This is a genomic window from Marinobacter sp. EN3 (assembly GCF_000475315.1).
GTDB lineage: Bacteria > Pseudomonadota > Gammaproteobacteria > Pseudomonadales > Oleiphilaceae > Marinobacter > Marinobacter nauticus.
On record NZ_AXCC01000020.1, the window covers coordinates 78,525 to 100,283 of the forward strand.

Genomic DNA, 21,759 nt, shown 5'->3' on the forward strand with positions numbered 1-21,759 from the left:
TTTTATTGAAGTTTGTACATTCCTGTCGCGCACACCACTGGGAGAGCCGCGTTGAGTACCCGCTATCTGGAAAGCCTGTTCAATCCTGAATCCATTGCCGTTATTGGCGCCTCGGAACGCGCTGACAACCTCGGGGGTATGGTGTTGCGGAACCTGCTGGGCGGCGGCTATCCGGGCCGGCTCGTGGTGGTCAACCAGAGCGACTACGAAAACGTGCACGGGGTGCCCTGTGTGCGCAAAGTGTCCAAACTGGATTTCAGTCCGGACCTGGCGATCATCTGTACCCCGCCGGACACGGTGCCGAAAATGATCCGCAAGCTGGGTGAATGTGGCGTGCGTACCGCCATTGTAATGACCGGGGGCATGTCCCGGACTCACAGTAAAACCGGCCAGCCATTGATGTATTCAGTACGCGATGCCGCCCGGGAGACCGGCATCCGCGTACTGGGCCCCAACACTATCGGTTTGATGGTGCCGGCGCGGCATCTGAACGCCACCTATGCCCATATGGGGGCCATTCCCGGCCGGGTGGCCTTCGTGGGGCAGTCCGGCACCATTGCCAGTTCGGTGCTGGACTGGGCCTTTGCCAGGGGGGTGGGATTCTCCTACTTCCTGACCCTGGGTGATGGTATGGACATCGATCACGACGACCTGATCGATTATCTGGCCCAGGACACCCAGACCCGAGCCATTCTGCTGCACATTGAAAACATCCCCAACCCCAGGCGCTTCATGTCGGCAGTCCGGGTGGCCTCCCGGACCAAGCCCGTGATTGCGGTGAAATCCGGACGGGTGCCCGAATCCGAGTGGTTTACCCATGCCTTGCCCGCTGGTATCAAACGCAGTGACCCGGTCTACGATGCCATGCTTCAGCGCGCCGGTGTGTTGAGGGTGGACGGGCTTGGCCAGATGTTTGATGCCCTGGAAACCCTGACCCGGATGCGCCCGCTGCGTCGGGAATCCCTGGCCATCATGGCCAACGGCGTGGGCCCCGGCGTATTGGCGGTGGATCGGCTGGCGGATCTCGGCGGTGAACTGGCGGAGCTGTCGGAAGATACGGTCAGGGAGCTGGGAGAACTGCTGCCGCCGTACTGGACCCGCAAGAACCCCATTGACCTTAACTATGATGCCACGCCCGAGCTATATGGCAAGGCTATCAAGATTCTGGCGAAGGACCCTAACGTGGCTAACGTACTGGTGATGTACGCACCCACACTGATCGAAGACAGCCTGCAGATTGCCGATTCCGTGGTGCAGGCGTCCAAGGGCACCCGCTTGAACATCTTTACCTGCTGGTTGGGGCAGAGCACGGTGATGGATTCCCGGGAAGAGTTTTACCGGGCGGGGTTGCCATCGTTCTTTAACCCGGAAAAAGCGGTGATGGCGTTCATGCAGCATGTTCGGCATCAGCGCATTCAGCGGCTGCTGACCGAGACGCCCGAATCGTTTACAGACCACTTCGCCGACCGGGCCAACACCCGCAAACTGGTCGCCAGGGCCTTGCGGGATGGCCGGCGGCATCTGTCCAACCGGGAAGCCCGGCGGGTGATTTGCGACTATGGCATCAATACCATTGAAACCGTCTACTGTGATGACGTGGAAGAGGTGCTGGAGGTCTTCGCAGTCGAGCGCCGCCCCATTGATGTAACTGTTATCCACGAAGATGTGTGTTATCCGTTCCTGGATCTGAGCCCGACCCAGCGCCGCTATAAGGGCACGGTCAAAAAGCTCAACAGCGAACAGGTGATCATCGACAGCTGCCGCTTCCTGATGGACGAATATCGGGAGCATTTCCCGAAAAGCGGGTTCCTGGGTTTTGCCGTCCAGCGTTCCTACCAGCATGTTGGCGGCATCGAGTTCAGTGTGGGGATCACTCGTGATGAGGTGTTCGGGCCGCTGGTGGTTTGCGGGGCAGCCGGTGCCCAGATCAATATCATGACCGATCGCCAGATTGCGTTGCCGCCCCTGAACATGGTGCTGGCCCGCGAGCTGCTGCGGCGTACTTACATGTACAAACTGCTTAAAGAACACAGCCTGAAGCCGGAAGAGGATATCCGGGCGGTGTCCGAAACCCTGGTGACGCTGTCACAGATTGTGATCGATATACCAGAGATCAAGGGCCTGGAAATCTCGCCATTGCTATTCAATGAGCAGGGCGCCGTTGCTGTAAACATCGCTATTGACCTGGATGAACATCCGATCAAGCCCATTATCCAGCCCTACCCGCGAGAGCTGGAGGAGTGGCTGGTATTGCCCAAATCCGGTCGCCGCGTGATTATTCGCCCGGTGCTGGCGGAGGATGAGCCTGCTCATCGGCTGTTTCACGAGCATCAGTCTCCGGAATCCATCCGTTACCGATTCTTCCAGTACCGCAAGCATTTTTCCCGGGAAGACGTGGCCCAGATGGTGCAAATCGACTATGACCGGGAAATGGTGTTCATCGCCAATGCGCCCCGTGAAGATGGTGAAGGCGAGGAGACCCTGGGTACGGTGCGTACCTGGACCGATGCCGACAATCTGCGTTGCGAGTTCGCCGTTATGGTAGATGACCGGATGAAAGGCGAAGGCCTGGGCGTGGCCCTTATGCAGAAGATGATTGATTATTGCCGTGCCCGGGGCACCATGGAAATGATCGGCAATGTGTTGCCGGACAACCGGCCGATGTTGCAGCTGGCCGAGCATCTGGGGTTTGAAATCAAATACAACCCGGAGGAAGAAGTGATGGATCTGCGACTGGTACTGAACGAGCCGCAGAAAGACTGGCAGAAGGAACGGCTGGGCAAAGGGGGGCATCTGTAGCCCCCCGTTCCTTTACTCCTCGACGATGGCGGAGCGATCTTCTCCGCCCAGGGCTTCCAGCAGCCCGGGAATCAGCCGTGACAGCTCCAGAGTCATGATGGTGAAAGCTGCATCAAACTTGGCCAGGGCGTCGTCGACATCGACGTCGTCCAATTGCTCTTGCAGGGTTTCACCGAATTTCAGCCGGCGTATGCCCAGCTCTTCGTCCAGTACGAACGAGACATTGTCGTCCCAGGTCAGGGCCAGCTTGGTCACCTGCATGCCAGCTTCCAGGTGGTTGCGGATCTCGTCGGCTTTGAGATCAAGACCTTTACAGCGTACCACGCCGCCATCTTCTGACGGGTCTTTCAGTTCGCATTCGCTGCCCAGGGTAATGTTGGCAGGGTGATCAATGCTTTCGTTCAGCCAGCCGGTGAAGGTGAAGGCGGGGGATTGCTCAACCGCCGGCGGTCGCACAGGCAGTGATCCCAGGCTCTTGCGCAGGGTCGAGGCTAGATCTTCGGCCTGTTTCGCAGAGCCGGCATCAACCACCAGCACGCCGTCCTGAGGGGCCAGGTAAGCAAAGCAACGGCGGTTGCGGGAAAATGCCTGTGGCAGCATTTCCAGCATCACCTGTTCTTTCAGTTCGTCTTTTTCCTTCCGGCGCACCTTTCGGCCCTGCTCCAGCTCAATGGCTTCGGCACGCTCTTCCACAGCCTCCTTCACCACCGGCCCGGGCAGGATCTTCTCTTCCTTTCTCAGGGCAATCAGGTGATAACCGTTGGCGCTGTGCACCAGTTGGTCGCCGTGTTTACCCAGGGGCGGAACCCAGCCCTGGCGGTTGGTTTCCTGAGGGCCGCAGGGTTTGAACGCGTCCGCCTGGAGTTTCTCTTCCAGCGCTTCTGCGGAAATATCGAAAGGTTTGGTGAAACGGAAAACACGGGCATTACGAAACCACATGGGTCTGAATCCTTGCGTCAGGTCGGAGCTTGTCGAATCGAAAAAGGGGGAGGGATGATACGGCTACCAGGCGGTAGCCGTAAAGTGACGGCAGGCCGGTCAGATCTGCATAACCTCCACCAACACGGTTTTCACGATAAAGCCGACAACGCCGGCGCCAAGTACGGTAAACAGCGCGATAGTGCCAAATTTGCCGGCCTGGGATTTCTTGGCCAGATCCCAAACAATGAAGCCCATCCAGGCAATAAGGCCGGTCAGAAACACCAGCATGGCGATCTGGGAAAATACTGCTTCGTTCATTGCTACTCCGATATCAACAGATGTCTGAAGGTGTTAAACACAGGTCGGAAAACCGCCTGACTACTGCTCGTCCCGCAGGAAAACCCAGTTGTTGTTATCGGATTGGTCTTCGCTGAAATAGTACCCCTCCAGGTTGAAGCCTTTGAGATCATCAGCCTGGGTAATTCGATTCTGGATGGCGTAACGGCACATCAGCCCCCGGGCTTTCTTGGCGTAGAAGCTGATCATCTTGTACTGGCCGTTTTTCCAGTCCTTGAACTGGGGGGTAACGAGGCGGGCGTCCAGGTGTTTTTTCTGCACGCTCTTGAAGTATTCGTTGGAGGCCAGATTCACCAGCACCTTGTCGTCGCTGGCCAGTAGCTGGTTCAGGGCATCGGTAATCTTGCTGCCCCAGAACGCGTACAGGTCTTTGCCCCGGGTATTTTCAAACCGGGTGCCCATTTCCAGTCGGTAGGGCTGCATCAGGTCCAGCGGTTTCAGCAGTCCGTAGAGGCCGGAGAGAATCCGCAGGTGTTTCTGGGCAAAACTGAAATCCTCACTACTGAAACTCTCGGCATCCAGACCGGTATAGACGTCGCCCTTGAACGCCAGAACGGCCTGCCGGGCATTATCCGGCGTAAACGGTGTGCGCCAGCTCTGGAAGCGCTCGGCGTTCAGTTGCCCGAGTTTGTCGCTGATGCTCATCAGGTTGCTGACCTGATGTGGTTCCAGCTCCTTGAGCTGGTCAATCAGTTCACAGGCATCGTCCAGGAAGTCCGGTTGGGTATGGGTTTCCGTTGCCAGGGGGCTCTCATAATCCAGAGTCTTGGCAGGGGAGATGATCATCAGCATGTCAGAGGATCCTCATTGCAGAAACGTGAGTAACTGGTCCCTGGTGAACGGCCAGTCCAGCTCCGCCCCGGTGTCGTTGCGGCGCAGCACCGGGATGCGGGTGCCGTAGCGCTCCACCAGGGCTTCGGACTGGGCGATGTCCACCACATCCACCGGAATGGGCTCGGGCATCGGGGTGCTGACCAGCAGCGCCTCTGCCAGTTCGCACAAATGGCACTGGGCTGTGGTGTAAAAAAGCAGTTCCATTATTTTTTCGGCTGCGCGTCAATTTGCTGGCCATTAACGCCTTTGCTGTCCCGGCCCATCAGATACAGGTAAACGGGCATGAGCTGCTCCGGGTCCGGGTTTTTCTTCGGATCTTCCGCCGGGTAGGCCAGCACCCGCATGCCTGTGCGAGTCGCGCCCGGGTTCAGGCTGTTTACCCGGATATTGTGGCGCTCGTCGTCCAGTTCGTCGGCGAGTAACTGGGCCAGGCCCTCAACGGCAAACTTGGATACGGCGTAGGCGCCCCAGTATGCCCGTGCCTGCCGGCCAACGCCGGACGAGGTGAAGATCATGGAGGCGTCATCGGATTTGCGCAGCAGCGGAATCATCGCCCGGCTCAGCAGGAATGGCGCTGTGGCGTTCACGTGCATGACCTTGTTCCAGGTTTCCGGATCGTACAGCTCAACCGGGCTGCGAGCACCCAGAATCCCGGCATTGTGCAGGAGGCCATCCAGGCGACCGAAATTGTCTTCCAGGGTCATGGCCAGTTCTTCATAATCCTTGACCGCCGCCCCTTCAAAGTTCATAGGCACGATCGCGGGTTTGGGGTGGCCGGCGGCTTCAATCTCGTCGTAGACTTCCTCCAGCCGCGAGACTGTGCGCCCAACCAGGATGACGGTGGCGCCATGGGCAGCATAGGCTTTGGCGGCAGCGCGTCCGATACCACTGCCGGCACCGGTTACCATGACAATGCGGTCTTTCAGAAGATCGGCGGGTGCCTGGTAATCTTGCATAACCTGTCTCCGTAAATCAGGCCAGACCAGGCCTTGGCCGGGTCGGTCGAAAATAATTGGGCGCTATTGTAACAGCTTTGTGAGGTCGCTGACGGAATCGGCAATCCGGTCGGCTTGCCACAGGTCAACCGTCTCAGGTTGCTCTATGTAGCCGTAACGCACCGCGATGGTGTGCATTCCGGCGTTCCGGCCGGCTTCAATGTCCCGTTCATGATCACCGACATAAACAGATTTTATCGGTTCCACCTGAATCTGACGGCAGGCCAGTAGCAGTGACTCCGGGTGCGGCTTGCGTTCAGCCACATGGTCCGGGCAAATCAGGGCGGCACAGCGTTGCGCCAGGCCCAGGGCTTCGATCAGGGGCACCGCGAAGCGTGCGGGCTTGTTAGTGACAATCCCCCAGGGAATGCCCCGGCTCTCAAGGCTGCTCAGCAACACGTCCATGCCCGGGAACAGGCTGGTTTCAACGGCCACACCGGTTTCATAGAGATCGAGAAAGGCCGTGTGCTTTTCAGGATAACCCTCGTGTTCGGGTTCCAGCCCGAATCCCACCCGAATCATCGCCCGGGCGCCATTGGAAACCGAGCGCCGGATCTGTTCTGCGGGCAGTGCCGGCATGCCGTGTTGCTGTCGGAGCTGGTTCAGGCAGCGGATGAAATCCGGGGCGGTGTCAATCAGGGTGCCGTCCAGATCGAAGAGCACCGCCGCCGGTGTCTGTTCAGTCTTCACGGATATCCCGGGCATGCATCAGGTAATTGACGTCGACATCCCGCCCAAGCTTGTACACCTTGGTGATAGGGTTGTAGGTCATGCCGGTGAGCTCGCGGACTTCCAGCCCGGCATGGCGAAGATGGTCGGACATCTCCGATGGGCGGATAAACTTCTTCCACTCATGGGTGCCCTTGGGCAATAAGTTCAGAACGTATTCGGCACCGACGATGGCAAAGAGGAACGACTTGGGGTTGCGATTGATGGTCGACACGAACAGGTGGCCGCCGGGTTTCAGCATACTGGCGCAGGCTCGAATAACCGATGCCGGGTCGGGTACATGTTCGAGCATTTCCAGGCAGGTAACCACGTCATACTGGCCGGCATGTTCAGTATCCCGCGCGAGTTCCTCAATGGTGGTCTGGCGATAGTCCACCTTCACGCCGGATTCCAGGCCATGGAGCTTGGCCACCGATAATGGCGCCTCGCCCATGTCGATACCGGTAACATGGGCGCCCCGAAGTGCCATGCCTTCGGACAGCAGACCGCCGCCGCAGCCAACGTCCAGAGCCCGTTTGCCGGCCAGCGAGACGCGCTCGTCGATGTAATTCAGTCGCAACGGGTTGATGTCGTGCAGTGGCTTGAACTCGCTGGTGGGGTCCCACCAGCGGCTGGCGAGCGCCTCGAATTTGGCAATCTCGTTCTGGTCTACGTTGTGGTTGTTCATGTTCGGGGTTACTCCGGATAATCAGCTGAGAATCTGTTTGCGCCATTCGTTCACCCGCAGAACCAGATCTGGTACGTCGATGCGGGTTAGTCTGCCATCCTGTAATTGTGGTACGCCATGAATCCAGCTGTGGCTTACTGCCCGGCCGTGGTTGCTGTAGACCAGGTGCGAAGCGGGATCGTAGACAGGCTGCAGATAGGGGTCGCTCAAGTCGACGGCGATCAGATCTGCCAGTTTGCCCGCCACCAGGGAGCCGATGTCATGATCTCGCCCCAGGGCACGGGCACCACTGAGGGTCGCCATCTCCAGCGCTTTGTGAGCCGACAGGGCAGCCGCATCGTTGGCCACAGCCTTGGCTACCATTGCGGCGGTTTTCAGCTCGCCAAACAGATCCAGATCGTTGTTGCTGGCGGCCCCATCGGTACCGATGGTGACATTGATATCGTGATCCAGCAGTTTCTGTACCGGACAGAACCCGCTCGCCAGTTTCAGGTTGGACTCCGGGCAATGGACAACATGGGCGCCGGTCTTTTTCAGATGAGTCAGGTCGGATTCGTCGATCTGGGTCATGTGTACACACTGCGTATTGGCTCGGAGAACACCCAGGTCTGCCATACGCGCCAGTGGTCGCTGCCCGCTGGCTTTTACCGCTTCCCCAACTTCAAAGGCGGTTTCGTGCAAATGCAGTTGAATGGCAGTACCGGTTTGCTCCGCTAATTCCACGGCGGCGCCCAGAGGACCGTCGGAAACGGTGTAAGGGGCGTGGGGCCCAATGGCTGGCATGATGTAGTCATCCCGCAGCCATTGTTGAATTAGGTCCGCACCTTTGCGCAGGTATTCTTCTGGCCCTGAACCCCATACCGTTGGCATATCCATCAGAGGAAAGCAGATCTGTGCACGCATGCCGGTGTCGTGGGCTGCCTGGGCAGTCACTTCCGGGAAGAAGTACATATCCGAAAACGTGGTGGTGCCGGTGCGGAGCATCTCTGCCATGGCCAGGCGCGTGCCGTCTGCCACGAACTGCTCGCTGACAAACTTGCCCTCTGCAGGCCAGATATGATCATTCAGCCAGGTCATTAATGGCAGGTCGTCAGCCAGGCCCCGGAACAGGGACATGGCGGTGTGGCCGTGCAGGTTGATCAGCCCGGGCAGGACAACATGATTGTTCAGGTCGAGGGTTTCCCGGGTGCGATAACTCTGGTCTGCCTCAGCCTGTGGCACGATCGCCAGTATCCGGCTGCCTTGAAGGATCACGGCCTGGTGTTCAAGGATAACCCCGAAGGGTTCGACGGGAATCAGCCAGCGGGCGTTGATTCGGGTATCGGCTGCGGTGATGGTTTCTGCCGTCATTAACCTGCCTTGCGGGTTCGGGGCACCGGAGGCGCCTTGAAATTCAATGGGCAAGTATAACCAGCGCGGTCAGGCAGAACTACCCCGGTGGCGGCCGCTGCGCTGCGATTTTCCAGACATTCATCAAGCCTCTTCAAATCAGGGCAGTCAATCTGGTTTGATAGGGCTATACTCGCTGTTTTTCTTTGGTTCGGGAGTTGTTTATGGCAGGTCGATCTTCCAATCGTTCCATCGGGACGGTAGCAATGCGCTGGCACGGAGACCGGCTTGAATTGCTGGATCAACGCCTGCTCCCGGCGGAGGAGCACTGGATTGTTGCGGATGGCGCGTCGGCGGTGGCCCAGTGCATAACGGATATGGTGGTGCGCGGGGCACCAGCCATTGGCATCAGTGCTGCCTACGGGGTGGCCCTGGCAGCCCGCCACGCAGGCGGAGGCGATTGGCAGGCCGAGATCAAACAGGCTATTCGAGTGTTGGCGAAATCCCGGCCTACGGCGGTGAACCTGTTCTGGGCGCTGGAGCGCATGGAAAAGGTGTTCCACGCCTGCCATTCTCTGGACGAAGCCACTGATCGGCTGGCGGCAGAGGCTGTTCGTCTGCATGAGGATGACCTGGCGGCCAACCTGGCCATGGCGGATTATGCGCTGGAGGTGATGAATCCCGACAAGCCTATCGCAGTGCTGACTCACTGTAACACCGGTGCACTTGCCACCGGAGGATACGGTACCGCGTTGGGGGTGATTCGCCGTTTGCACGAGGAAAAACTGTTGAAGCGGGTCTATGCCGACGAAACCCGGCCCTGGCTTCAGGGCAGCCGATTAACCGCCTGGGAGCTGACCCGTGACCATATTCCCGTTACGCTCAATGCCGATGGCGCGGCAGCGGCCATTATGGCTTCCGGCAAGGTTAAATGGATTGTGGTGGGCGCCGACCGGATAACCGCCAACGGTGATGTGGCGAACAAGATTGGTACCTATAACCTGGCGGTTCTGGCGCGGCATCACAAGATCGGGTTTATGGTGGTGGCTCCCTCCAGTACTGTCGATATGTCGCTGGAGTCCGGCAAGGATATTCCGATCGAAGAGCGGGAGGGCACCGAGGTTCGTGAAATCCGCGGGATTCCCCTGGCGCCCGCCGGCGTTCAGGTCTTCAATCCGGTGTTCGACGTGACACCGGCCAGCCTGATTGATGCCATCGTGACCGAGAAGGGCGCAGTGCGTAACCCCAACATTACCGGAATGCGCGCGCTGTTTACCTGATATTCCGTTTTGCCCCGGAGCTGGTTGCCGGCTTGTCCGGCGCTGGCCCGGCGGTCTTCATGCCAGCTTTCAGTTCTGCCACTTCCTTTTCCTGCTGTTCTATAAAATGCAGTGACATTTCAAAGCTCTGGCGGGTGAATTCCAGCACTCTGCGGAAGCCTTCATCCGACAGGTTTCTGGCATCGTCGTGCCGGCGGAAGATGTTAATGAATTCCCGTTCCCGCTCGAACTGGAGCGGAATCCGGCCTATGCCCCAATCGTTGAGTATCTGCCACACCTCGGGGTTGTAGTTACGGGTGGTGCGCATGATAAACGGGATCGGATCGTTGCGGGCCACCAGGGCGGCGAGTCTCAGGATCAGCTCGAAGGAGAGGGTGGAGGTGCCATTTTCAATGGCTTCCAGCAAAGACTTGTCTTTGAGGTTCAGGGCTTCACTCATTTCCGAGAGCGTGAGGCCCGCAACTTCCCGTATGTCTTTCAGCGATTGGCCGGCTGTCAGCATGGCCCGCAACTGATCCTGAGAGTTAATCAGGGCCCGACCGACCCGCAGGGAGGTGTCGGTTGCCCGGGCGCCCAGACGAAGTGCCGAACCCGTCAACCCGGCTATACGTTCCAGCATACCGTCTGGGGTTTTATCTTTCGGGCCAGAGGATTCCAGGCCCTCAGCTTCGTCCATGGAATACATGGCGTGCAGGGCGTCCAGTAGCATGTCCCTGAACACCCGGGCACGCTGTTGGGTACTCTGACCGCTTTCCCCGGACGGCTGCCCAGCCATGATTTATGGTGCCTCAGTCTTGGCCGCAAACTGGGTGGGCATCAGAATGGACGCCATACGTTGATCCAGCTCCAGCAAGTCGGCCATGATGTGTCCGCCTTCCTGGATGACGAAATCCAGTTCTTCGTCGGTGTTGTCCAGATCTGCCGCCTGTTGATCCTGCCAGTCTTCCAGAGCTTCCAGGTCTTCAAACGGTTCTTCGCCTTTCAGTTCCCTGCGGGCATTGGCGATGGTCAGGCGGGTCTGCTCGATCTGGTTGTGCTGGTTCTTGCGCTCGTCCACGTTAAGGCTGACGTAATCCATCTGTCGCTGGCGATTAAGGAACTCGATTTCCTTCTGCAGCAGCTTGAACTCCGGGTTGGTGGCGAACCGCTCTTCGTGGCGATTCCGCAGTTCGTCAATCACGCCGGTAAAGTCGAAATAGCGGGTATGGGGAACGGCCTCAATCTGGTCCCACGGCAGGGCGTGGTCCAGAGCGTCCTCACCAATTCGGGTTTTATCGATGCGCGACGGGATTTCGATGTCTGGAATCACCCCTTTGTGCTGGGTGGAACCGCCGGAAACCCGGTAAAACTTGGACTGGGTGATTTTCAATTGACCGTGGTTCAGTGGCCGAACGGCCTGAACCGTGCCTTTGCCGAAGGTTTGGGAGCCAACCACCAGGCCTCGACCATAATCCTGGATAGCGCCGGCGAAAATTTCAGAGGCGGAGGCACTCATCCGGTTGACCAGCACCACCAGAGGGCCGTCGTAGACCACGGACGGATCCTCGTCTTCCAGTACCTGAACATCGTTGTTGGCGTTACGGATCTGGACCGTGGGGCCTTCGTCGATAAACAGGCCAACCAGGTCGTTGGCTTCGTGCAGTGCGCCACCGCCGTTATTACGAAGATCCATGACCACGCCATCCACGCCGCTGGCCTTGAGTTCCTCAATCAGTTTACGCACGTCGCGGGTGGTGCTTTTGTAATTTGGATCGCCAGCCTGCATGGCCTGGAAATCGGCGTAGAAGGTGGGGATATTGATGACTCCGATACGATAGGTCTCGCCGTTTCGGTCCAGTTCAATCACGTCTTTGCTGGCGCTTTGCTCCTCCAGCTTCACCTCGTCGCGCTTGATGGCGATGGTGCGCGTGATGGTCTCGTCGCTGGCGTTGGCCGGGATTACTTCCAGGGTTACGGTGGAATTACGGGGGCCGCGGATCAGATCCACCACCTCGTCCAGGCGCCAGCCGATCACGTTTACAGGCTTTTCATCACCCTGGGCAACCGAGACGATGCGGTCGGCTGGCTGCAGCTGACCTTGCTTGGAGGCCGGGCCACCGGGTACCAGACGCACTACCTTGGTGTACTCGTTATCGGATTGCAGTACCGCGCCGATGCCCTCCAGCGAGAGGCTCATGTTGATATTGAAGTTCTCAGAGGTTCGGGGCGAAAAGTAGGACGTGTGAGGGTCCCACATACCGGTAAAGGCATTCATGTAAGCCTGGAATGCATCTTCGCTGCGGGCCTGGTACGCGCGTTTGAGTTGCCCTTCATAGCGGCGGCGCAGCGTCTCTTCGATCGCTTCATCGTCAGCGCCGTTCAGTCTCTGGGCCAGAACCGCGTTTTTAATACGCTTCGTCCAGAGCTCGTCCAGAGCGGCCTGGTTTGCCTCCCAGGGCGCCTCGGAACGGTCGACGCGAATCCTGTCATCGGCAGCGAAGTCCAGTTGCTCAATACCGTTGTCAATGAGCCCCAGGGCGAACTTCAGGCGTTCGATAACCCGCTGTTGAACCAGGTTGTAAATATCAAAGCCCGGCTGGAGTTGGCCGGTTTTGAGCGCTGACCCCAAGTGTTTCTTGACCCGGGAGAGGGCGTCAATGTCTTCCTGGGTCAGGTAGATTCTCTGGCTGTCCAGGTAATTCAGGTAGGCATCGAAAACATCGCCGGACAGTTCGTCGCTGATGCCGAGATTGCGGAAATGCGTGAACTGCAGCTGCCGGGCAATCAGAATGTTGGCGCGGGCCTGGTCAATAGTGGGCGCAACCGGCTCATACCTGGCGGAGTCATCAATCTTTGCGTAGGCGCCGGAGACAAGGAGGCCCAGGGCCAGAGCCGTGACCGCGCCTGCTTTCCGGGTGAGGGAAGTCAGGGAAGGGCGCTGCATGGAGTTTTCCGCAATGGTCATAAATGCATACCTGAAGCTGCTGGGAATCGCCACCAATGACAATGGGGGTGAATACCCGTGACTGTTCAATTTATTGTAGGCAACCGCTACACCTGTTGCCATAGGCCAGGGGTATAGCTTCGTGACAATATGTCCATATACGTTTCAGCCTGAGGCTAACTATGGGGGCGTGTGACCGGAAGTAAACTGTCGGCAGTGTGAGGGTAGAGGTGGCCGGAGGGTTTGGGCCCTCCGGCCGGCACGGTCAGCTGAAGTTTTCGTTGCGTTCGGCTTTCTGAAGCAACAGGGATGGTGGTGTGAATCGCTCACCGTACTGATCTGCCAGCTGCTTTGCCCGCTCCGCAAAGGCCCGAACGCCATACTGGTTGACGAACTGGGTGGCACCGCCGGTCCAGGGCGCGTAGCCAATACCGAAGATGCTGCCAATGTTGGCGTCTTCTACGGTTCTCAGCACTCCCTCCTCAAGACAGCGGATGGTCTCGATGGCCTGCATGAACAGGATGCGATCTTTCAGATCCTGCAGCTTCACACGGCGTGCCTTGTCCTGGTCCACGAACAGGTTTTCCAGTTCCGGCCACAGGTATTTTTTGCCCTTTTCCGGATACTCGTAGAAACCGGCACCGGCGGCTTTACCCTTGCGTCCGTGGGTATCCACCATGGCATCGATGACGGCTTCGGCTGGATGCGGCTGCCAGGTGCCGCCGGCGGCTTCCGTGTCTTTCTTGCTTTGGGCGCGGATGTGCTGCATCAGGGTCATGCTGACTTCGTCAGAGATGGCCAGCGGTCCTACCGGCATGCCGGCCAGCAGTCCGGCATTCTCGATGCTTGAGGGGTGAATGCCCTCGGCCAGCATGCTGATACCTTCGTTCACGAAGGTGCCAAATACCCGAGAGGTAAAGAAGCCGCGGCTGTCGTTCACCACAATGGGAATCTTGCCTATCTGCTGCACGTAATCGAACGCCCGGGCCAGGGTGTCATCGGAGGTTTTCTCGCCGACGATGATTTCCACCAGTTGCATCTTGTCCACCGGGGAGAAGAAGTGCAGGCCGATAAAGTTGTCCGGCTTGGCAGAGGCCTGGGCCAACTGGGTGATGGGGATGGTGGAGGTGTTGGAGGCAAAAATGCCGTTAGCGACCATTTTCGGCTCGGATTCCTGGGTAACCTTTGCCTTCAGATCGCTGTCTTCAAAGACTGCCTCGATGATCAGGTCGCAACCTTCCAGGTCGTCGGCAGAGGCGGTGGCGTTGATGCGGGCCAACACTTCGTCTTTCTGGGCTTCGGTCATGCGGCCGCGACTGACTTTCTTCGCCAGGAGATTTTCGGAATAGCTTTTGCCTTTCTCGGCGTTTTCAACCGAGACATCCTTCAGCACCACCTCAATGCCGCGGCTGGCAGTGGAGTAGGCGATACCAGCGCCCATCATGCCTGCACCCAGTACGCCGACTTTCTTGAAGCTTTCCTTTTCTACGCCATCCGGGCGACTGCCGCCGGCCTTGATGGCGTTGAGCTGGAACCAGAAAGTGCCCGTCATGTTTTTGGCCACCTGGCCGGTGGCCAGCTCGGCAAAGTAACGGGTTTCAATCAGGCTGCCATTGTCGAAATCCACCTGGGCGCCTTCCACCGCTGCTGCCAGAATCCGTTCCGGTGCCGGATAGCAGCCTTTGGTCTTCTGTTTGAGCATGGCCGGTGCAATGGCCAGTTTCTGGGCCATGGCCGGATGATGCGGAGCTCCGCCGGGGAAGCGGAAGCCTTTCTGATCCCAGGGTTGCTGGCACCTGGGATTGGCTTCGATGAAGGCCCGGGCCTTGGCGATCATGTCTTCCGGTGAGCTGGCCAGCTCATCCACGATACCGGCCTTCAGAGCGGCTTTTGGATTTACCTTCTTACCCTCCATCAGGAACGGGAAGGCGGCTTCCAGGCCAATCATCCGGGGCAGTCGCTGGGTACCGCCACCGCCGGGCAGCAGGCCCAGGGTGACTTCCGGCAAGCCCAGTTGGGTCCGGTCATCATCAATGGCAACGCGATGATGGCAGGCCAGGGCGAGTTCCAGGCCACCACCCAGAGCGGTGCCGTTGATAGCCGCCACCACAGGTTTGCCACAGGTTTCCAGCACCCGCATGTCGGCCTTCAGGCCGTTGACCATGTCTTCAAACTCTTTGGCCTGTTCGCGGGTCACTGTGTATAGCTCATTCAGGTCGCCGCCGGCAAAGAAGCTTTTCTTGGCGGAGGCAATGATAATGCCTTTGACATTATCCAGGTCGCTTTTGACCTTATTGACGGCTTCGGTCAGTGCAGTTCGAAACTCGCCATTCATGGTGTTGGCGGACTGGCCCGGCATGTCGATGGTCAGGGTCAGAATCTGGTCTGAACCCAGGTCGTATTTGATGGCACTCATGGTCGGTTCCTTTTATATGAAAGTGGTGTTCAGACGCGCTCGATGATGGTGGCAATGCCCATGCCGCCGCCCACGCACAACGTGGCCAGGCCGTAGCGCAGTTCACGGCGTTCCAGTTCATCCAGCAGGGTGCCGAGGATGATGGCGCCGGTGGCACCCAGTGGGTGGCCCATGGCGATGGCGCCGCCGTTTACATTCACTTTCTCGTCCGGAACGGACAACTCTTTCTGGAAGCGCATCACCACTGACGCGAAGGCTTCGTTCACTTCAAACAGGTCGATCTGGTCCACCGTCATACCGGCTTTCTCCAGTGCCTTGCGGGCAGCCGGGGCAGGGCCGGTGAGCATAATGGTGGGGTCTGTGCTGGTAACCGCAGTGGCAACGATGCGGGCGCGTGGCTTGAGGCCGAGCTCCTTGCCCTTGGCTTCGCTGCCAATCAGCATGGCGGTGGCACCGTCGACAATGCCGGAGGAGTTGCCGGCGTGGTGCACGTGGTTGATCTTCTCCACGTAGTGGTATTTTTCCCGGGCGACTCCGTCAAAGCCCATCTCGCCCATCATCTGGAACGAGGGCTTGAGGCCTGCCAGGGATTCCACGGTCGTGTTGCCACGCACGTGCTCGTCCCGGTCCAGTATGACCACGCCGTTCTGATCAGTAACCGGCACGATGGATTTGGCGAAATAACCCTTTTCCCAGGCGTTGGCGGCTTTTTGCTGGGACTTCACGGCAAAGCCATCGACATCTTCACGAGTGAAGCCTTCCAGAGTAGCGATCAGGTCGGCGCCGATACCTTGAGGCATAAAACCTGTATGCAGGTTGGTTTCCGGGTCGGTCGCCCAGGCGCCTCCATCGGAACCCATGGGTACGCGCGACATTGCCTCTACACCACCGGCAACCACCATGTCTTCCCACCCGGAGCGCACTTTCATGGCGGCCAGGTTCACGGCTTCCAGGCCGGAGGCGCAGAAGCGGTTCAGGGTTACGCCGGCGACTTTCTCATCCCAATCAGCGGCCAGTGCCGCCGTCTTGGCGATATCCGCGCCCTGGTCACCCACGGCGGTGACGCAGCCCATGACGACATCATCTACCTGAGAAGTGTCGAGCCGGTTACGCTCTTCCAGAGCCTTGAGCACGGTAGTGAGCAGCGTGATCGGCTTAACGCTGTGCAGTGAACCATCTTTCTTGCCGCGGCCGCGGGGGGTGCGAACGGCATCGAAAATGTACGCCTCGGTGGTCATATCTGTTCCTCTGATTGTTATCCGGGCTTGTTTTCAAAGAGTGATAACCATAGCGGTTCAGTGTAGTCCCCGGTAATGACAGCCGCTGCCAATCCCATTGGCGAAATTGCTCAGGGACAATGACACAAACGCTTGTGACTTCTATCTTGAATAAAGATTGATCCTATAAAGCAGGCAGGTGTAACCATGTCTCTGAGAGATGCTATCGATAATTTCTACGAAAGGCTGGTGCTGGATGCGATCGATGCAACCCGGGAGGAGTCGGACACAGCGGATTATCTGACCGACGTGATGTGTGTGGCTCTGAATCGTTTGCCGGCCAGGTACTATCGGCACACCATCGATATGATGTTCTACCTTGCCGATGAGGAATTAAAGGAGATGAAAGAAAAATCCCTGGCTGCGGTCAGGCAAGCCAGGGATTTTGTAAGGCAGCATCAGAGAGAATGATGCTTTAGTGCTGCAGGCGGCTTTCCAAAGCTTGAACCAGTCGACCAGCATGTTCTGCGCTCTGGTCGTTCATCTCCGGGTGCAGGCACCAGAGTGCGATCAGCCTTTCCAGTTCCTGCTCAGGTGTGGTTTGATCGCCACCACCCAGACCTTCGGCCAGACGCTGAACCTGGATTTCCATACGCCGTCCCTGGTCTGAGTCCGGAGTCTCCTGGCCGGCAACGATCTCCGCCCTGATCACCAGGTCTCTACCTGTAAGAGAGGTCGCGCCGTTAACCAGATTCTGCCAGTTTGAAGGAACCTGTTCCGGGGCAAGGGCGCCACCCACACGCTCTTTGATCAGTGTCTTCCAGTTATCGAGTCTGGCTTTCAGCTTTTTGCGCTGCCCCAGCTCTGTCAGATGCTGACGGAGGTCTTGTACTTCGCCCCTAACCGGTCGTGAGAGCGGCATATCGGCTAACGGCTTGAGCTCGGTCTTGGCTTCATGGATCAACGCATCGTCAGCCTCTGTTCCGAGATCGCGGTACTTGGCAACCACTGCGCGAGCGTCGGCGTCAGCCTTCTCAGTCGCTTGTTGCTGTGCAGACCGCTGGGCATCGCGTCGCTCGAAGATCTGGTCGCAGGCTTGGCGGAACGCCTGCCAGAGCTTGCGATCTTCGCGGTGCCGGGTGATGCCGATACGCTTCCATTCCGATTGCAGGGCTTTGGCCTGATCCATGGCCTCCTGAAGAGGCTCATGGTCAATCAACGCCTGAGCCCGCTCGACAATCGCCTGTTTGGCGGCCTCGTTCTTCTGTCGCTCCTCGTCCAGGGGCCGCTCCAGGTTCTTCAGCAGGTCGTCAAACCGCTTCTGTACCTGCCGGTTATCCCGGAAGTCTACCGGCCAGGCTGCTTTCCATTCCTGACGGGCGGTCTGATGAATCCGTTCGGCACCTTTCCAGTCAATACTGGTCCAGTCTGCCTTCGCGAGGAATCGTTCGAGTTCCTCGCAGATGGCTTCCCGTTTGTGCAGGTTGGCCTGTTTGAGATCGGCTTTTGCCTCGAAGTAGGCTTTGCAGGGCTCATAGGCCTGATCGGACGCCGCTTTGAAACGATTCCAGAGGGTTCGGTCGGACGAGCCACCAAGTTCTCGCCATTCGTTCTGCAGTTCTTTTATTCGCTCTGCCTTGGCCTCCGGCTCCATCGGTTGTTCCGCCAGATATTCCATCTGTTCGCACAGAGAGACCTGCTTGGGCTCGGTGGCGAATCCCTGCCAATCGCTCAGTTCCCGGAACTGGCCGGCAAGTAACTGCATCTTGGCCTGGACGTTCTTGCGGTGGCGATCATCAAGCGCCTGAAACTGGTTCTGGGCTGTTTTAAGGAGCTGGCGGGATTCACGGAACTGTTTTGCTTCCAGGGCGGCTTCCAGTTTGGGCAGTGTGGTATTGAGAGCGGCCGCATTTGCTTGCTGCTGTTCCCGGGTTCCGTCTGACGTGGGCTGGGCGCGCGGCTTGCCGGCCAGGGCCCGCAGTTCTGCAAGGGCCTGGGGTAGCGGGAAATCCTGCGGCCAGGCCACTTCCTGAAGCAGTGCTTTTGCGACAGCCTGAGGGCTGTCGATATCGTTGCTTTCCAGCTCACCGATTTGTGGTCGTGCCAGATTCAGGCGCCGCACCGCACCAAGGTAGTTGCGCAGAGCCAGCATGGCCTGTTCGTATTGCTTCTGCTCCTGTTTGTCCACCTGGGTGTCCCGCGTGGCTTCGAGCCATCGGTTTTCCTGGGTTTTCTGCAACGCATCGAGGGCAGATTCTGAGGGAAGTCCAGAGGGCGCTGCGGCTTTAAGCTGGTTCAGGGTTTGCTGCAGCAGTTCCAGCGTTTCCTGCCGTTGCTGCTTCTGATCAAGGTGCCGCTGCTCTTCCTGGCGCGTCTCATCCAGTTGCTTCTGGCGTTCACGAATCTGGTGGACCGCTTGCAGGAATTGTTGGGTCTGCTCTGCGCTGGCCTTGTTTTCAACGCTTTGCCAGTGGTCCTGGAGAGCGTTCAGTCGGGCCTCGTAGAGCTTGGTGTCTTCGCTTCTGGCCTGCTCCTGTGCCTGGCTGACCAGTTCAGTGATGCGATGCTGGATGGCCGCTTCGCTGGCCTGTTGTTCCTTCAGGGTTTGAAGTGACTGTTTGACAGTCTGGTAAACACTTTTATCGCGGCCTTTTGCCTGTTTCAGCACCGCCTGTAGGTGCTCTTCCTGGTTAATCTGGCTCGCTGCCTGCAATCGAATGGCGGAGGTCACACCTTCTATTGCCAGAGCCGCGAGTTCCGATTGTTCAGGGCTGGCATCAAGCTGGCGTTCCTGCTGTTGGCGCAACTGCTGTCGGTTGTCTTCTTCGGTTGGCTGGTTGCTTTGCTGTTTTTCGGATGCCTTGTCGCTTACGGATGAGAGGGTTTTGCGGTTCTTGAACAATTTCTGAATGAATGCAGCCATAAACGGTATCCTTGGGATTGCAACCAGTTTGCGGTGGCGGCAGAGTATCTCCGCCTTCCGGCCCGATCAGGTGTCTGTTTCGGGTAGTGTGTTTGCGGGGGTGCCCCGGGACGCTAAGTCTATCGTTTTGCAAGTCATCGCGGAAAGGGCCTGTATGGCAAAAGATCAAAAACATGACGATCCGGAATACCAGGCTCGTTCGGTAGCGCTGCGCCTGCTGGCCCGCCGGGAGCACAGCCGGTATGAACTGGCGCTCAAGCTGCGGCAGCGCAGGATTCCACCGGATGTTTTTGACCCGGTGCTGGATGAGTATGAGTGTGAAGGCTGGTTGGATGACGACCGGTTCGCGGAGATCTATACCCGCCAACGCATCGAGGCGGGTTACGGGCCGCTGCGAATACTGGCCGAACTGCAGCAGCGTGGAGTGAATCAGACTCCGGCGTGTCTGTCGTCCGTCGCAGAAGAAGAGTGGTGCCGGAGAGCGGTCCGGGCCCGTGATAAACGGTTCGGACTGGCTGATGTGCAGGGGGATCTGCCTGAAAAGCTCCGCCAGGCCCGATTTCTGGCCCGGCGTGGATTTTCATCATCTCAATCCGAGCATGCCTTGAGCGCGGGACCGGATGATGACTGATTCAGAGTGTCGGCGGTATCAACCGTAGTTCCGGAGGCAGATCAGCGCGAAGATCCGGCTGAGACTCGCTGGCCGGGGCATCGGAGCCAGCTTCGTTGTCGCCAAGCCAGGCCAGTTGATCTTCAAGCCCGGGCGCTGAAGGTGCGTCCGGTTCGGTAATCCGGACCAGAACGTCGTAATACCGTCGGATATTCTGCACGTAAACCACCGGTTCGTGCCCGCGTGCGTACCCGAACCGGGTTTTGGTGTACCACTCTTTCTGTGCCAGCAGCGGCAGAAATTCCTTCACATCCATCCATCGGTCCGGGTCTTTTCCGGCGGATTCAGCCAGGCGTCGGGCATCTTCAAGATGTCCAAAGCCGACGTTGTAGGACGCAAGCGCAAACCAGGTGCGATCCGGCTCCGGAATTCGTTCCGGGATGCGCCCGTGCACCATCCGGAAATACCGGGCCCCGCCCTCAATACTTTCCTCGGCATCCAGTCGGTTATTAATACCGATGTAATTGGCGGTAGTGCGGGTGAGCATCATCAGACCGCGAACCCCGGTGGGGGAGACGGCGTTGGGGCGCCAGTGGGATTCCTGGTATCCGATGGCGGCCAGCAGGCGCCAGTCCATGCCGGATTCCTCGGCATAATCCTGGAACAGTGACTGATAGCGGGGCAGGCGGTTCTCAACATGGTGCATGAAGGTTCGGGCGCCGACGTAATTCAGTCTGTCCAGGTGGCCGTAGAACCGTTCCGCGAGCTGGGCCATGGTGCCGTTGTTGTTCATCCTTTCCATGAAGGCTTCGGCGGCCTGCACCAGGGTATCGTCCTGAGCGGTTGGAAACAGCCAGACAAGATCAGTGGGCTCGTTCAGTGCGAACGCTTCGTAAACCTTTGGGAAGAAGACGTGGTTCAGATCCAGCTCATTGGAAGCCACCGCCGCATAGCCGAATTCCCCGCTTCCCACCCGGGCCAGAAGACCGGCAGCATCCAGCCCCGGGTGTTTCTGAATGATGGGGCCAGCCTCGTTCCCGGGATCAGCAACAAGGTGCTCATGGTTGCTGTCGGCCAGCATATGGATGGTTTCGGAAGCGAGATCTTCCAGTGATTCCGGTGCAGGAACTTCTTTGTTATAGACGATAACCGATTGCGCGGCGACACCTATGGGCACCGAGTGGTACTGCTCGCCAAAGTCGGGCCGTTGTGTCAGGCCGGCCAGACCGATGTGCGCGTAGTTTCTGGACAGGACAGAGAGGATCTCAGAATTATCGTCGGCGACCCGAACCCGCAGTTCAACCCCGAGTTCGTCGGCAAACAGTCTGGCCAGCTCGTAATCGTAGCCGGTGTCCTGTTCCCGATCCTGGTAATAGATAGAAGGCGCAACCCGGGTGATGACGTGCAAAACGCCTTCTTCCCGAATTTCCTGCAGCGTTGTGGGCTGCGAGCAGCCTGTGGCAAGGAGAACTGCCAATACAATGCTCAACTGCGCACTACTGCGTCGGAAAGTGCTGATAAATCGTGACAAATCCCTGCTCTCCGCTACACGCTCAATGGTCAGGATGGTCCGGGAGGTGCTCCCATGCTCCTGCTTTTTGATGCTTCTTGCTTTCCATGCATAGTCTCAATGATCACTGCTGAGGGCGAAATGGTCAATTGGTCTGGTTAATAACTGTGCAAAAGAATGTCAATTTTACACTGCGGAAAGAGGCCAGCTTCCGCTGTAACCTGAAGTCGGTTTCAAGTATCATTGCGG

Annotated in this window: 18 protein-coding genes; 4 read left to right on the forward strand and 14 right to left on the reverse strand. The window is 58.2% G+C overall.

Annotated features, from left to right (window positions below):
• The first annotated feature begins 51 nt into the window (after positions 1-51).
• Positions 52-2,799 (forward strand): GNAT family N-acetyltransferase, encoded by a 2,748-nt coding sequence (locus Q675_RS26275; protein ID WP_014421963.1) that lies wholly within the window; start codon positions 52-54, stop codon positions 2,797-2,799.
• A gap of 12 nt (positions 2,800-2,811) precedes the next feature.
• On the opposite strand, the gene rdgC is transcribed toward Q675_RS26275, so the two are convergent.
• From rdgC to Q675_RS26315, 8 genes are all read right to left on the reverse strand, one after another.
• Complete coding sequence (gene rdgC / locus Q675_RS26280) at positions 2,812-3,738, reverse strand: recombination-associated protein RdgC (RefSeq protein WP_022992894.1); 927 nt, start codon at positions 3,736-3,738, stop codon at positions 2,812-2,814.
• 99 nt (positions 3,739-3,837) lie between these two features.
• Positions 3,838-4,038: a DUF2788 domain-containing protein gene (locus Q675_RS26285; RefSeq protein ID WP_011785959.1), complete on the reverse strand. Its 201-nt coding sequence runs from the start codon at positions 4,036-4,038 to the stop codon at positions 3,838-3,840.
• A 60-nt stretch (positions 4,039-4,098) separates the two neighbouring features.
• A complete protein-coding gene (gene yaaA / locus Q675_RS26290) occupies positions 4,099-4,869 on the reverse strand; it encodes a peroxide stress protein YaaA (protein WP_022992895.1) in 771 nt (256 codons plus the stop codon).
• A gap of 12 nt (positions 4,870-4,881) precedes the next feature.
• On the reverse strand, positions 4,882-5,115 hold the full coding sequence (locus Q675_RS26295) for a glutaredoxin family protein (protein ID WP_022992896.1): 234 nt from the start codon (positions 5,113-5,115) through the stop codon (positions 4,882-4,884).
• Entirely contained in the window at positions 5,115-5,867 is a 753-nt protein-coding gene (locus tag Q675_RS26300) for a YciK family oxidoreductase (protein WP_022992897.1), read from the reverse strand. Before Q675_RS26300 ends, Q675_RS26295 begins: the two co-directional genes overlap by 1 nt.
• Positions 5,868-5,930: 63 nt before the next feature.
• Positions 5,931-6,596, reverse strand: a complete 666-nt coding sequence (gph, locus tag Q675_RS26305) for a phosphoglycolate phosphatase (RefSeq protein ID WP_023011024.1) — start codon at positions 6,594-6,596, stop codon at positions 5,931-5,933.
• On the reverse strand, positions 6,586-7,302 hold the full coding sequence (gene ubiG, locus Q675_RS26310; protein ID WP_023011025.1) for a bifunctional 2-polyprenyl-6-hydroxyphenol methylase/3-demethylubiquinol 3-O-methyltransferase UbiG: 717 nt from the start codon (positions 7,300-7,302) through the stop codon (positions 6,586-6,588). Before ubiG ends, gph begins: the two co-directional genes overlap by 11 nt.
• Before the next feature lie 21 nt (positions 7,303-7,323).
• Complete coding sequence (locus Q675_RS26315) at positions 7,324-8,652, reverse strand: TRZ/ATZ family hydrolase (protein WP_023011026.1); 1,329 nt, start codon at positions 8,650-8,652, stop codon at positions 7,324-7,326.
• Positions 8,653-8,855: 203 nt separating this feature from the next.
• Between Q675_RS26315 and mtnA the strand changes: the two genes are divergently transcribed.
• A complete protein-coding gene (gene mtnA, locus Q675_RS26320; protein ID WP_011785952.1) occupies positions 8,856-9,911 on the forward strand; it encodes an S-methyl-5-thioribose-1-phosphate isomerase in 1,056 nt (351 codons plus the stop codon).
• Here the strand turns inward: mtnA and Q675_RS26325 are convergent.
• The 4 genes from Q675_RS26325 to Q675_RS26340 all read right to left on the reverse strand — a co-directional run bounded on the left by Q675_RS26325 (position 9,904) and on the right by Q675_RS26340 (position 16,488).
• Complete coding sequence (locus Q675_RS26325; RefSeq protein ID WP_011785951.1) at positions 9,904-10,686, reverse strand: helix-turn-helix domain-containing protein; 783 nt, start codon at positions 10,684-10,686, stop codon at positions 9,904-9,906. The genes mtnA and Q675_RS26325 overlap by 8 nt on opposite strands.
• A 3-nt stretch (positions 10,687-10,689) precedes the next feature.
• Entirely contained in the window at positions 10,690-12,855 is a 2,166-nt protein-coding gene (locus tag Q675_RS26330; RefSeq protein ID WP_023011028.1) for a carboxy terminal-processing peptidase, read from the reverse strand.
• Between the two features lie 244 nt (positions 12,856-13,099).
• Positions 13,100-15,250 carry a 3-hydroxyacyl-CoA dehydrogenase NAD-binding domain-containing protein gene (locus Q675_RS26335; protein ID WP_023011029.1) on the reverse strand — a complete coding sequence of 717 codons (2,151 nt, stop codon included), beginning with the start codon at positions 15,248-15,250 and terminating at the stop codon, positions 13,100-13,102.
• A gap of 29 nt (positions 15,251-15,279) precedes the next feature.
• The gene (locus Q675_RS26340) at positions 15,280-16,488 is read right to left on the reverse strand and encodes an acetyl-CoA C-acetyltransferase (RefSeq protein ID WP_014421951.1); all 1,209 of its coding nucleotides are present in this window, start codon (positions 16,486-16,488) and stop codon (positions 15,280-15,282) included.
• Positions 16,489-16,674: 186 nt separating this feature from the next.
• Between Q675_RS26340 and Q675_RS26345 the strand changes: the two genes are divergently transcribed.
• A complete protein-coding gene (locus Q675_RS26345; protein ID WP_014421950.1) occupies positions 16,675-16,938 on the forward strand; it encodes a late competence development ComFB family protein in 264 nt (87 codons plus the stop codon).
• A 4-nt stretch (positions 16,939-16,942) separates the two neighbouring features.
• Here the strand turns inward: Q675_RS26345 and Q675_RS26350 are convergent, their stop codons facing one another.
• Positions 16,943-19,390, reverse strand: coding sequence for a DUF349 domain-containing protein (locus Q675_RS26350; RefSeq protein WP_023011030.1), 2,448 nt, complete (start codon positions 19,388-19,390; stop codon positions 16,943-16,945).
• Positions 19,391-19,544: 154 nt separating this feature from the next.
• Between Q675_RS26350 and Q675_RS0119130 the strand changes: the two genes are divergently transcribed.
• Positions 19,545-20,021 (forward strand): regulatory protein RecX, encoded by a 477-nt coding sequence (locus Q675_RS0119130; RefSeq protein WP_014421948.1) that lies wholly within the window; start codon positions 19,545-19,547, stop codon positions 20,019-20,021.
• A 1-nt stretch (position 20,022) separates the two neighbouring features.
• Here the strand turns inward: Q675_RS0119130 and mltF are convergent, their stop codons facing one another.
• Positions 20,023-21,531 carry a membrane-bound lytic murein transglycosylase MltF gene (gene mltF, locus Q675_RS26355; RefSeq protein ID WP_031211261.1) on the reverse strand — a complete coding sequence of 503 codons (1,509 nt, stop codon included), beginning with the start codon at positions 21,529-21,531 and terminating at the stop codon, positions 20,023-20,025.
• Positions 21,532-21,759 lie beyond the last annotated feature (228 nt).

Excerpts from the sequence above, each read along its gene's own strand:
- rdgC (WP_022992894.1), bottom strand. The coding sequence starts at position 3,738 with ATGTGGTTTCGTAATGCCCGTGTTTTCCGTTTCACCAAACCTTTCGAT.
- Q675_RS26285 (WP_011785959.1), bottom strand. The coding sequence starts at position 4,038 with ATGAACGAAGCAGTATTTTCCCAGATCGCCATGCTGGTGTTTCTGACC.
- yaaA (WP_022992895.1), bottom strand. The coding sequence starts at position 4,869 with ATGCTGATGATCATCTCCCCTGCCAAGACTCTGGATTATGAGAGCCCC.
- Q675_RS26295 (WP_022992896.1), bottom strand. The coding sequence starts at position 5,115 with ATGGAACTGCTTTTTTACACCACAGCCCAGTGCCATTTGTGCGAACTG.
- Q675_RS26300 (WP_022992897.1), bottom strand. The coding sequence starts at position 5,867 with ATGCAAGATTACCAGGCACCCGCCGATCTTCTGAAAGACCGCATTGTC.
- ubiG (WP_023011025.1), bottom strand. The coding sequence starts at position 7,302 with ATGAACAACCACAACGTAGACCAGAACGAGATTGCCAAATTCGAGGCG.
- Q675_RS26315 (WP_023011026.1), bottom strand. The coding sequence starts at position 8,652 with ATGACGGCAGAAACCATCACCGCAGCCGATACCCGAATCAACGCCCGC.
- mtnA (WP_011785952.1), top strand. The coding sequence starts at position 8,856 with ATGGCAGGTCGATCTTCCAATCGTTCCATCGGGACGGTAGCAATGCGC.
- Q675_RS26325 (WP_011785951.1), bottom strand. The coding sequence starts at position 10,686 with ATGGCTGGGCAGCCGTCCGGGGAAAGCGGTCAGAGTACCCAACAGCGT.
- Q675_RS26330 (WP_023011028.1), bottom strand. The coding sequence starts at position 12,855 with ATGACCATTGCGGAAAACTCCATGCAGCGCCCTTCCCTGACTTCCCTC.
- Q675_RS26335 (WP_023011029.1), bottom strand. The coding sequence starts at position 15,250 with ATGAGTGCCATCAAATACGACCTGGGTTCAGACCAGATTCTGACCCTG.
- Q675_RS26340 (WP_014421951.1), bottom strand. The coding sequence starts at position 16,488 with ATGACCACCGAGGCGTACATTTTCGATGCCGTTCGCACCCCCCGCGGC.
- Q675_RS26345 (WP_014421950.1), top strand. The coding sequence starts at position 16,675 with ATGTCTCTGAGAGATGCTATCGATAATTTCTACGAAAGGCTGGTGCTG.
- Q675_RS26350 (WP_023011030.1), bottom strand. The coding sequence starts at position 19,390 with ATGGCTGCATTCATTCAGAAATTGTTCAAGAACCGCAAAACCCTCTCA.
- Q675_RS0119130 (WP_014421948.1), top strand. The coding sequence starts at position 19,545 with ATGGCAAAAGATCAAAAACATGACGATCCGGAATACCAGGCTCGTTCG.